The organism is Pseudomonas mandelii, from assembly GCF_024138395.1.
GTDB classification, from domain to species: domain Bacteria; phylum Pseudomonadota; class Gammaproteobacteria; order Pseudomonadales; family Pseudomonadaceae; genus Aquipseudomonas; species Aquipseudomonas mandelii_E.
This window is the reverse complement of sequence record NZ_JAMYDU010000002.1, coordinates 638,173-649,781: the sequence shown is the minus strand read 5'-3', so window position 1 is coordinate 649,781 and position 11,609 is coordinate 638,173. Positions and strand designations below refer to the sequence as shown.

Here is an 11,609-nt window from a genome sequence, read left to right as displayed (position 1 = left end):
TGAAGCTCCACCCAACTGATCGTTCCCACGCTCTGCGTGGGAATGCCTCTCGGGACGCTCCGCGTTCCTGCCTCACCGCTGACGCAATGTCCAACACCGTTGTGACGCAGAGCGTCACGGGCTGCATTCCCACGCGGAGCGTGGGAATGATCATTAGGGCGCGTCGCTATTTCCCACTCTCTGTGCGGCACTGTCTGCTAGCACCCCTGCAATACTCCGCTCACGCTAGTCATTCCCTCGCAAAGGAATGCATCCATGGGTCGAAGCCGCTACGCCATTACCGAACCCGACAAACCCCATTTCCTGACCTGCACCCTCATGGAATGGCTTCCGCTGTTTATCCGCCCCTACATTGTCGACCACCTGCTCAACTGTTGGAGTCACCAACAAACCCACCAGAACCTGCAGCTGTACGGCTATGTAATCCTGGAAAACCATCTGCATTTCGTTGCGCAGGCTCCAGACCTGAGCAAATGCCTCAGCCAGTTCAAATCCTTCACCGCCCGCCAAATCATCGATGATCTGCAAAACAAAGGCGCAGAGCGCGCATTGCAACGACTGCGCTTCAGCAAACGGGCACATAAGCAGGATCGGGTTTATCAGCTATGGCAGGAAGGTTCGCACGCGGAAATGGTGTACAGCGAAACGGTGATGCGCCAGAAGCTGGATTACATCCACTACAACCCGGTGAAGCGTGGGTACGTGGATTTACCTGAGCACTGGCGCTATTCCAGTGCGAGGAATTATGCAGGGATGGAGGGGCTGATCGAAGTTCAGCGCTGGTACTGAGGGTCCCCCACCTGATCGTTCCCACGCTCTGCGTGGGAATGCAGCCCGTGACGCTCTGCGTCATTGCGGTGCTGGGCGTGCGCCAGCGGTGAGGCAGGAACGCGGAGCGTCCCGAGAGGCATTCCCACGCAGAGCGTGGGAACGATCAGTGGCGGCTGGAGAGTTGGTCTACATTGACTGGCGAGCCGTTTCGATCCGTATCGATCACCCCAATCAGGAGCGTACGCATGTCATTACAAGGCAAAACCCTGTTCATCACTGGCGCCAGCCGTGGCATCGGGCGTGAGATTGCGCTGCGGGCAGCAAAGGACGGGGCCAACATTGTGATTGCCGCTAAAAGCGCCGCCCCCCACCCCAAGCTGCCCGGCACCATCTTCAGCGTGGCGGCGGAAGTTGAAGCCGCAGGCGGCAAGGCGTTGGCCTTGCAGGTGGATGTGCGTGATGAAATGGCCGTGCGCCAGGCCATGGTCGACGCCTCTGAGCATTTCGGCGGCATTGATGCGCTGATCAACAATGCCGGGGCGATCAAGCTGACCGGGGTGCAACACATCGAACTCAAGCGCTTCGACCTGATGCATCAGATCAACACCCGCGCCGTGCTGCTGTGCAGCCAGGCTGCCCTGCCCTATCTGAAAAAAACCGCCGGCCACATCCTCAACCTCTCACCACCGCTGAACCTGGCCACCAAGTGGTTTGCCCAATACAGCCCCTATACGGTGACCAAATACGGTATGAGCATGCTGACCCTGGGCATGAGCGAGGAATTCGCTTCCTACGGCATCAGCGTCAATTCCCTGTGGCCGCAGACCATGATTGCCACTGCCGCCATCGAGTTTCAGCTGGGGTCACGCGAGTCGTTCAAGCATGCGCGCACGCCGGCGATTATGGCGGATGCTGCTTACGCGATTCTGGATAGCAGTGGCCGCAGCATTACCGGGCGCTTGCTGATTGATGAGGAGATTTTGAGCGAGCAGGGGATTACTGAATTTGATCATTACCGCTTTGAGCCGGACAGCAACGACAAGCTGATGCCCGACCTGTTTATCGACTGAAAAACACCATTCCTGTGCGGAGCGAGCTTGCTCGCGATAGCAGTGGAATCAGCCAACATTGATGCTGGATCTGATTCCGTCATCGCGAGCAAGCTCGCTCCCACAGGGTCCCATGGTGGTTATTAGAACTCGATCCGCACATCCCCCTTCGGCACGCTGCAGCACGACAGGATGAATCCTTCAGCTTCGTCTTCCTCGGTAATCCCGCCGTTGTGGTCCATTTCGACTTCACCGCCAAGCTTCATCACCTTGCATGTCCCGCAGATTCCCATCCCGCAGGCCTTCGGAATCAGCAAGCCAAGCTTGGCCGCCGCCGCATGCACGGTTTCGCCCGGCGCCACGCGAATGCTCTTGCCGGACGCGGTGAATTCCACTTGATGCAGATCTGCAACGTCGACCTCTGGTGCATCTGCTGCGATTTCGGCTTGTTCCACCGCATCGGCACGGGCTTCCGGCGGCGTCGCGCCAAAGGATTCCTCGTGATAACGCGTCATGTCGAAGCCCGCCGCCTCGAGCATGCGCTTGACCGCGTTCATGTATGGGGTCGGGCCGCAGCAGAAGACTTCACGCTCAAGGAAGTCCGGCGCCATCAATTCGAGCATCTTGTGGTTCAGGTAACCGCGATAACCGGCCCACGGCTCGCCCAGACCATGTTTCTCGCAGATCAGGTGCAGGCTGAAGTTGTCGATCCGCGACGCCATGTGTTCCAGCTCGCGGTGATAAATGATGTCCTTGGGCGAACGGGCGCTGTGGATAAACACCATGTCGACGTTGCCGTTGGTGTCGTAGAACCAGCGAGCCATCGACATGACCGGCGTGATGCCGACGCCACCGCTGAGGTACAGCACTTTCGGCGCGGTGAAATCCATGGCGTTGAACAGCCCGACCGGCCCGTGCACCGCCAGCTCCTGGCCTTCATGCAGAGTATCGTGCAGCCAGTTGGAGACCTTGCCCCCCGGCACGCGCTTGATGGTCACCGAAAAGCTGTACGGCACCGACGGCGAGCTGGAAATGGTGTAGGAGCGCATGATCGGCACGCCGTCGATTTCCAGCTCCAGGGTGACGAACTGCCCGGGCTTGAAAAAGAACAGGATTGGCTGGTCGGCCATAAAGCAGAAGGTGCGCACATCCCAGGTTTCCTGGATGACTTTGACGCAACGGACAATGTGTCGACCATTGGCCCAGGTCTGGGTGGTTACCGGGTTCAGGAAGCTGTTGGACATGCTGATCTCCACGGCCGACTGTCGGCCTTCATGTTGGCGATTCTGCGTATAGCGCGAACCTCCCATTTACCTATCTGCGACATTCACATACTTATCGCGACCAGCCCCCAATTACTGGGGGTTGCGCGTCGGGAACAGATTGGGCCATGTCGCCCATGGATAAGGTTCTGGCGAGCGCCGGCCCCACACTCGCCTCAACAGATAACTGCTGTTTTTTGTCTTGCGTCGCACAACCGTAGCCACTATTCGCCGGCCACACAGAATGGCCTTGAGGATTAAACGATGGACGTCACCACTACCCTGAGCCTGGGCGATCCGCTGGAACCCGCACGCAAGGCCACCGCGCAGATGCTGCAAGAGCGCGAGCGCACGTTCTCGCTGCCGCAGCCGTTTTACTCTGACGAGCGGCTGTTTGATATCGATATGCAGGAAATCTTCCAGAAAGAGTGGTTGATCGCCGGCATGACCTGCGAAATCCCGACCAAGGGCAACTACCTGACTCTGCAAGTCGGCAAGAACCCGATCATCGTGATTCGTGGTGCCGACGGCGTGGTCCATGCGTTCCACAACGTCTGCCGTCACCGCGGTTCACGTCTGTGCACCAGTGAAAAAGGCAAAGTCGCCAAACTGGTCTGCCACTACCACCAGTGGACGTATGAGCTGGACGGTCGCCTGCTGTTCGCCGGCACCGAAATGGGCGCTGACTTCGACATGAAGCAGTACGGCCTAAAACCGGTGAACGTGAAGACCGCCGGTGGTTACATCTTCATCAGCCTGTCGGAAAACCCGCCGGCGATTGATGACTTCTTGTCGACGCTGAACCATTACATGGAACCGTACGACATGGAGAACACCAAGGTGGCGATCCAGACCACCTTGTTCGAAAAGGCCAACTGGAAACTGGTGCTGGAAAACAACCGCGAGTGCTACCACTGCAACGCGTCGCACCCGGAACTGTTGAAAACCCTGCTGGAATGGGACGACGTTACCGACCCGCGCGCCGATCAGGCCTTCAAGGACCACGTCGCTGCTTCGGCCGCTGCCTGGGAAGCCGAGAAGATTCCTTACGCCCACGCCAGTTTCGGCCTGCGTAACCGCATCGTGCGCATGCCGCTGCTCAAGGGCACCGTGTCGATGACGATCGACGGCAAGCAAGGCTGCAAAAAACTCATGGGCCGGATCCAGAACCCGGACCTGGGCTCGATGCGCATCCTGCACCTGCCGCACTCGTGGAACCACTGCATGGGCGACCACATCATCGTGTTCACCGTGTGGCCGATCAGCGCTCAGGAAACCATGGTCACCACCAAGTGGATCGTCCACAAGGACGCGGTGGAAGGCGTGGACTATGACGTGGAGCGCATGCGCCAGGTCTGGGATGCAACCAACGACCAGGACCGTCGCCTGGCCGAAGAAAACCAGCGCGGGATCAACTCCACCGCGTACCAGCCAGGGCCTTACTCCAAGACCTATGAATTTGGCGTGGTGAACTTCGTGGACTGGTACAGCGAGCGGTTGCTGAACAACCTCGGGGCCGAGCCTGCGCCGTACCTCAAAGGGGTTCCGGTTCAAGGCTAAGAGCAAAAGCATCGCGAGCAGGCGTTGATTGATCGTTCCCACGCTCCGCGTGGGAATGCCTCAACGGACGCTCTGCGTTCGGCACCTGGGACGCAGAGCGTCCCTGGCTGCATTCCCACGCAGAGCGTGGGAACGATCAATGGCCTGAAGACCACCGCACCGACCCATCCTCCCCAATAAACGTCTCTTCGATGTTCTCCCCCACCAGCCGCACTTTCACATAACCGTTCAGTACCCGATCCGGGTACGCCTCATCCCGCGCATTTTGCGTTTCCGACCACAGCACCCGCGCATGCCCGTTCAGCTCGCTGGCATTGCCGTAGGGAATCGCCCCATGCCCGGCGCAACGCGCATGCAACCCGCCTTGAGCGGCGTAGCAGATGCCGTTGTGCAAATGCCCCCAATACCAGTAATCCGGCTCACGGCCCAAGGCATCGCACACCGGTTGATACAGCGCCGTCTTGTTGTGCCCCGAAATGTCGAAGCCCTGGTGATGACTGAGCACCATGATTTTCTTGCGCGGAGGCAGCCCTTTCATCCAGTCGATCTGCTCCTTGTTCAGCGCGCCGTCCATATACAGATTAATCGGGTCCGAGGCATAAGCCGTGTCGAGGCCGATTACCAGCCAGTCATCGTTGTACAACGCGAAATAACTGGTGCCCTGCTGCGCCGGAAAACGCTTGGCCAGTTCCTTGAAATAGCCATGGGCGCCGCTGTACATCTCGTGGTTGGAGTTGAGGGTGAACGAGCCGTGCTTGCCCATGGGCCAGCCGACCATGTCGACGTCTTCCTGGGAGTGGGTGCCGGCGTAATACACGTCCCCCAGGTGCACGGTGAAATCGGCCTGGGCCAGTTGCATCTGATTGGCCACCGACACCGCCGGCGCATGGCTGTCGAACGGCCCGGTGCCCCAGTCGCCGGCGATGGCCAGGGTTACGTCACTGTCCATGCGCATCAGCGCCGGGTTGGTTGCGAACGGCGCGTGATGCCGCAGGTTCTCGATCCACTTGAGCAGCGCCTCGCTCCACAGCAGATCCAGCAGTTCCCATTTGCGACAACCGAGCAGGCTGCCATCCTTGAGTACCCGGGTTTGAAGTTCGTCCTCCGATTGCGGCAAGGGCGTCGCGTTGCCGATGTGCAGGATCGACAAGCCGTGGGCCAGTTCCCACGGCACACTCGGCTGATCGTCTGGCAAATCGCCGTTCTTGAGTACGTAATGCGCTTGATCGTGACCCCGTTGCAACAGCGCGACGATGGCTTCGTACTCCTTGGGTTCAAGCTCGCTGACGAGCTTCTTCCAAGCCATTTCCAGGCGAGTGAACAAGCCGTGAAAGCGCAGCTTGACCTTGTCGTACTCGTGTTCCCAATGACTGACCAATGACATGTCGCGTTCCTCCATCCGTAGTGGAATTACAGGGTTTTCATGAACTCGATGAGCGCCCGCTTATCGAGTTCCGACAGTTGCGTGCCGTACAGATGGCCGCCGTTGTGGTTGCCCTCCAGGCGGGTGTCGTATTTGAAGTCCGCCGAGGCCTTCATTTGCTGGCCACTGGTGACGAAGCCGACTTTGTCCTGGTCGTACACATCGGAGCCGGTAAAGAACACTATCGGTCTCTTTTCCGGTGGCTGCAGCAAGTCCCACAGGGTCGGCACCGAACCGTTGTGCAAGTACGGCGCGCGCAACCAGACGCCGTCGGTGGGCGTGTTGCTGTAGCTCTGGGTCTTGCGATAGGCGCCAAAGTCGAACGGTGATTTCTTGAAGCCATGGAACGCCGTCACTAAACCATTGGTGAACGAGTTCAGCCGATGGGGATCGGTGCCCAACTCCTCAATGTTGGTGGTGACCTGACCGGTGTCGGTGCGGCCGAAATCATGGCAACCGGCGCAGTTGTTTTCCCAGACCGGCTTGCCCTGTGCGACCTTGGCCTTATCCAGCGCGAACGGCCATGCCGGTGCTTTGTGGCCCAGCAGCCAGTTGGTTACCCGGTTGAAACTGGCCGGCAACACTGACTCGGGCGTTGCGCCCACAGCCATGGCGGCCGCGTAGTTGCGCTCATGGATGTCGTTGTTGTTGCCGTCCCAGTGCAGGTACAGCGACTCCCGAGGCTTCTGATTCCAGACTTGCGGCAAGTCGACGGTGCCGATGGTTGAGTCATCCGGGAAGCCGAACACCACCATTTTCGTCGGGTTGAAAGTGTCGGTGCGCCCCGGCCCTTGTGGTGCGCGCAGGCGTTGCCAGGCGTAGGCCTGTTTCTGTTTGACCAGCGCGCTGGTGGCCATCGGAATGATCACGTAGCGGTTGTACAAGCGCTCGAAGAACCCGAGCTGAAACTTGCTGTTGATCGCCGTCATCACCGCGTCAGGGGTGAATGTCGGGTCGCTGGCACAACTGTAGGCGAACCACTGGAAGGCTTGCAGTTGCAGGGTATTGGCTGGCGCGGTGGCCACCGGGATAGCGACGTTGCTGGTATTGGCCCGGTAGGAACCGGTGTGACACAAGGCGCAGTTGGGCTCCACGGTCGGGTAGCCGATCTGCCGCTTGGCCATGCCGATCGGCAGGTCCTTGCCATTCTCGTAGAGGAAACCGAAGACTTCATAGCCGCCGGGTTTTGGCAGTTTATCCGGGCACATCTGCGGCAACACGGCGAACAGGTAATAGGGAATCCGCGCCTCGATGCCCAAGCCGATGGCGCCGTATTTGTAGTGATCTTCATCGGAGACGTATTGCTCTTCCGGAACCACCCGTAGCATCTGGTACCAGGTTTCGTAACCGATGAATCCCAGCGCCAGCACCACGACCAGCGTAGCGACCTTGAAGCTGTGCCGCTGCCAGCGGCGCGCCCAGGCTGCGCGCCACTCATGCCAACCGTCGCGCAGTAATGCAAAAGGCCGATTGGCCGGTGCGCTACCCAGGTACAGCAGAATCCCGAGGATCAGGAACATGCTCAGATCGCCCAGCAGCATCGGCACGAATACCTGAGCCTGGTTGCTGGTGTTGATCAAGTAGATCCAGAACGCCACGGCGACCAGGCGCGACAACACGCACAGCCACGAATGCACCACGTATTTGGGTGCGTTGAAGCCTGACGGCATGTAGAAAAGACTGATCCCCACCAGCAGCATGCCGGCGTTTTCCAGCCACGGATCGGAGAGCTGCGGCGGCATCCCGAGCATCGAGGTCAGCAATGCCGGCGCAAACAGCGCCGGAATCGCGAAGACCATGTTCATCACAATGCCTATCCAGATGAAGCGTTGAAACCAGCGGATGTAACTGTCCATGGCATCCATTTCCTTGTGCGTGACCCGCGAGGTGCAGCGCCTGATAGATCGCCTTCGCGGGCAAGCCTCGCTCCTACAAAAGCAGCGCAAAACCTGTAGGAGTGAGGCTTGCCCGCGAAGAATCCAACTCGGTCTAACGACTAGCCGAGGGCCGTTTTCTCCAGGTGTTGCAGGATGATCGGGTACACATCGAGCACCGCATTCTTACCGAACATGCAGTCGATATGCCCGTAACCCGGCACCACATGCCGGCTGTAGCGCTCCGGTCCATGGGCTTTGCACACACGCTCATAGGTCTTGAGCGTGCTTTCCGGCAGGTAGCACTGGTTGTCTTCGCCGCTGATGAAGCAGATCGGCATGGTCAGCCGGTCGAAGTGCGGCATGTAGACGTCCTGGCCCTTGAAGTCCACCAGATGACCTTTGCGCAGGATCAACGCCAAGTGCTCGAAGGTCTGCATGTTCGATTCGCCAAACAGCTCATGCAGGTTGTCATGCAGGGTCTCGTTGAGTGTGTCGTGGCGGTACAACGATGCGTACATGAAGGTGATGCGATGGCACACCGGGTTGGTGCAGTAGCCCTGAGCCTCGATGCGGGCATACCCATTGAGAGCCTTGTCGTAGAGCTTGTTGAACCAGCTCTCCTTGTTGTCGGCATACGCGGTGAGGGATTTGATGCCGATGGCGTCGAGCATCCCCGGAAGGTGCAGGCCGGCCTTGAGCCCGGTTGCCGTGGCGACCACCGTGTCCGCGGCAATCTGCGAACAGACCACCGAACGCACGCCCTGCAACCCGGCCAGCAACGACATGAAGAACGTCGTCGCGCCGTAGCAATGCACCACGCATTGCACGTCCGCGGCTTTGGTTGTCTGCTGGATCTGCTCGATGGCGGCCTTGAAGTCGTACTGCGCAATCTGGTCGCCGTTCCATTCCTTCTTGCTCGCGGGCAACAGAATGCTCACCCGCAAATCCAGCAGCCAGACGTCGTACTCGTGCTTGCACAGGTACTCCAGCAGGTTGGTCTGGATGGTGTCGGTGGAGAAAATATTCGAGCCCACGCCCAAACCGTGGACCAGCATCACCGGCCCTTTGCTGCCGCCCTGATAGCGGGTCAGGCGTAGCTGTACGTTGTCTTCGGTCTGGAAGAACTGCACGCGCGGAATCGGCGCATCCAATGGGCGTTTCTGCCGCGGCGGTGCGTCAGGATTGAAGTAGATGTCACCCGCGAACACTCCGCCGTAGCTCTCCCACAAAATGCCGGCGAAGAACTTGCCGAACCGCGCCAGCCCATCGATACGCTCGCGTTCGTTGCGGGCATTGAGCACCTTCATGGTGGTCATCTGCTTGGCGAAATCGACTGGATGGATGTGCATTACACCCGAACCTATCACCTCACCGGTCTTGTCCGCCCCGCGATACAGCGTCACGTAGAGGGTGCTGGTGTCGTGCCAAACGTTCAGCACGCCGTTGTCTTCGGGCACGGTTTTGAACGCGCTGAAGTAATAATCGCTGCCGTCCTCGGCGGTCAGTTTCATGTCGTAATTCATGTGCCGCACGCCGACTTGTTCCTGATACTCCTCGAACAGGTTGAACACGCCATTGCTGGCGGTCAGCGGTTCCGGCGACAGGCCCGGCGCATTGAGCGTGCCGACCAGCGTCGCGGCGTGTTGCGGCTCCTTGATCATGCGGTTGAGATCGTTGGCGGTGATGGTCAGGGTGAACTGGATCGGCGAGTTCTCTGACTCGCCGCGTGTGGCCGCCGCCTCGTAAAGTTTGAGATCGGTGCCTTGAGGCTGGGTGAAATCTTTGGAGAAATAGCCCTTCATGGTTTCGGTGAACTGCACGCCGAGCGTCGGCGGAGCCACCTGTTTGCGCGGCGCCGAAGGCAGCGTGTAGTCGATGTGCCAACCGCGATCGGCCGCCAGCAGACCCATGTTGCGCTCGCTCACGGCGGAGATGGTCAGCAGCGGATTGACCGCCAGTGAAGTCGGAATCACCGCGCCGTCGGTCACGTACAACCCGGCATAGACATTGGTGCCACTGGCGCTGCTGAACACCTGGCCCTTGTGGTTGACCACGCCCTGCTCCGCGTCCTCGCCCATCACGCAGCCGCCCAACGGGTGGACGGAAACGATGCTGTGTTTGAGCAGCTCGGTCCAGATCGGGTTCTCGACCCAGATCCCGCCTAATGCCTTGGTGCTCTGGTGCAGCCGCTCGTTACCGAGTTTGACGTTTTCCTGCTCGCCAACGCCCGGCCAGTCGATGCGCAGCTGATCCTTGCTGTCGAGCACCATGCGGCCCTTGCCGTCGTCGTGGCTCATGATCAGGTAAGTCTGCATGTTGTGCAGGGCGCCGTGATACGGGCCGCGCAGGAAGCTTTCGGATTCGCGCGCTGCGTACTTGAGCTTGCCGCTGAAGCTGTCATCGGTGGGCTTGCCGATCAACCCGGCGAACGCGGCCATGCTCGGCACCATCGGCCGGCCGAGCGCGCCGGGGATCGAGCCTTCTTCGATGACCATGCGGCTGCGCCAGTCGCCTTCGGTGCGCATGTCGATGATCGAGGTGATGCACGGGCCGACCGGTTTCATTTCATTGGCCGGATGCGCGCCGAAACCGATGCCGTTGATCGCTTGGTCGCAGTTGTGGCCAAAGCCGAGAATGTCGCCGTTGCCGCTCATGTTCTCGCCGAGCTGATTGGACGTGGACAGACCTTTGTCCCGAGAACGCAGGAGGATTTCGGTGGAACCCAGAGTGCCGGCCGAAACCACGACGACATCAGCCTTAACGAATAGCGTCGGTGCCGAGAACTTTTCGCGGCCGCTGTCCAGGTATTGGAAATGCACGATCCAGCCATCGCCGTCGGCGTCCCGCTCCAGATGCCGCACCTCGGCCTGGCAGAAAATCTCCGCGCCGTGGTTCCAGGCATCCGGCAGGTAATTCATCAGCGTGGTGTTCTTGGCCTTGTTGTTACAGCCCGACACGCAGTCGCCACAATGGTTGCACGGCAGTTGCTCGACACCGACGTGGTTGAGGTTGTTCGGCAGTTTGTCGAAGGTCACGTTGATCGGTGGCTTGTAGAAATGCGCCCCTTGCTTGAGGTAATCCGCGGACTTTTTGTTGGCTTCCAGTTTCGGCAACACCGGCGAAGTGCCTGGGTAAGGATTGGGCTTGAGCATCTCCCGAGCCCGGGCGTACCCATCCTTGAGCAACGTGTCGCGGTGTTCACGCACCGCCAGCGGCCAGCGCGGATCGTCGAACACGCCGGGCTCCGGCTCCAGGGCGACGTTGGCGTTGATCAGCGACGTGCCGCCCAGGCCGCAACCGACCACCACGTTCTGCTGGGCATTGACGTGCAGGTCGAACAGCCCGGTGCGCGAACCGATGTGTCCGTCCGGGTCATGGACTTGCAGCTCTTCGGTGGCCGCCAGCATCGTATTGGGGTACTCGCCGGGCTGGATTTCCCGGCCCCGCTCCAGCAGGCACACTCGCTTGCCGGCCCGGGACAGACGCGACGCCGCGATCCCGCCGCCGTAGCCGGAGCCGATGACGATCACGTCGTAATGTTCCTTGATGTCGCTGATGGGCGTGGCGATCCGTGTCATGGGTCATTTCCTCTCAGGCAGATGGGCAACTCTGTGGTTGCCTGCAATCGATAGACGAACAAACGCCTGGTCAGCGGGCACGGTCGGGC

At 59.8% G+C, this 11,609-nt stretch carries 7 protein-coding genes; 3 read left to right on the top strand and 4 right to left on the bottom strand.

The window, feature by feature from the left end; genetic code table 11:
• Positions 1–255 precede the first annotated feature (255 nt).
• Together NHU87_RS06340 and NHU87_RS06335 are read left to right on the top strand one after the other, a co-directional pair.
• Positions 256–789, top strand: a complete 534-nt coding sequence (locus NHU87_RS06340) for an REP-associated tyrosine transposase (RefSeq protein WP_253546625.1) — start codon at positions 256–258, stop codon at positions 787–789.
• A gap of 227 nt (positions 790–1,016) precedes the next feature.
• Positions 1,017–1,841: an SDR family oxidoreductase gene (locus NHU87_RS06335; protein WP_253546623.1), complete on the top strand. Its 825-nt coding sequence runs from the start codon at positions 1,017–1,019 to the stop codon at positions 1,839–1,841.
• 122 nt (positions 1,842–1,963) lie between these two features.
• Here NHU87_RS06335 and gbcB read toward each other — a convergent pair whose 3' ends face one another.
• The gene (gbcB, locus tag NHU87_RS06330) at positions 1,964–3,064 is read right to left on the bottom strand and encodes a glycine-betaine demethylase subunit GbcB (protein WP_253546620.1); all 1,101 of its coding nucleotides are present in this window, start codon (positions 3,062–3,064) and stop codon (positions 1,964–1,966) included.
• A gap of 282 nt (positions 3,065–3,346) precedes the next feature.
• Between gbcB and gbcA the strand changes: the two genes are divergently transcribed.
• On the top strand, positions 3,347–4,642 hold the full coding sequence (gene gbcA / locus NHU87_RS06325) for a glycine-betaine demethylase subunit GbcA (RefSeq protein ID WP_030128547.1): 1,296 nt from the start codon (positions 3,347–3,349) through the stop codon (positions 4,640–4,642).
• Positions 4,643–4,778: 136 nt separating this feature from the next.
• Here the strand turns inward: gbcA and NHU87_RS06320 are convergent, their stop codons facing one another.
• The 3 genes from NHU87_RS06320 to NHU87_RS06310 all read right to left on the bottom strand — a co-directional run bounded on the left by NHU87_RS06320 (position 4,779) and on the right by NHU87_RS06310 (position 11,520).
• A complete protein-coding gene (locus NHU87_RS06320) occupies positions 4,779–6,026 on the bottom strand; it encodes a metallophosphoesterase family protein (protein ID WP_253546618.1) in 1,248 nt (415 codons plus the stop codon).
• Positions 6,027–6,052: 26 nt separating this feature from the next.
• Positions 6,053–7,921: a hypothetical protein gene (locus NHU87_RS06315; RefSeq protein WP_253546616.1), complete on the bottom strand. Its 1,869-nt coding sequence runs from the start codon at positions 7,919–7,921 to the stop codon at positions 6,053–6,055.
• 140 nt (positions 7,922–8,061) lie between these two features.
• Positions 8,062–11,520: an alpha/beta fold hydrolase gene (locus NHU87_RS06310; protein WP_253546615.1), complete on the bottom strand. Its 3,459-nt coding sequence runs from the start codon at positions 11,518–11,520 to the stop codon at positions 8,062–8,064.
• Between the last annotated feature and the right edge of the window lie 89 nt (positions 11,521–11,609).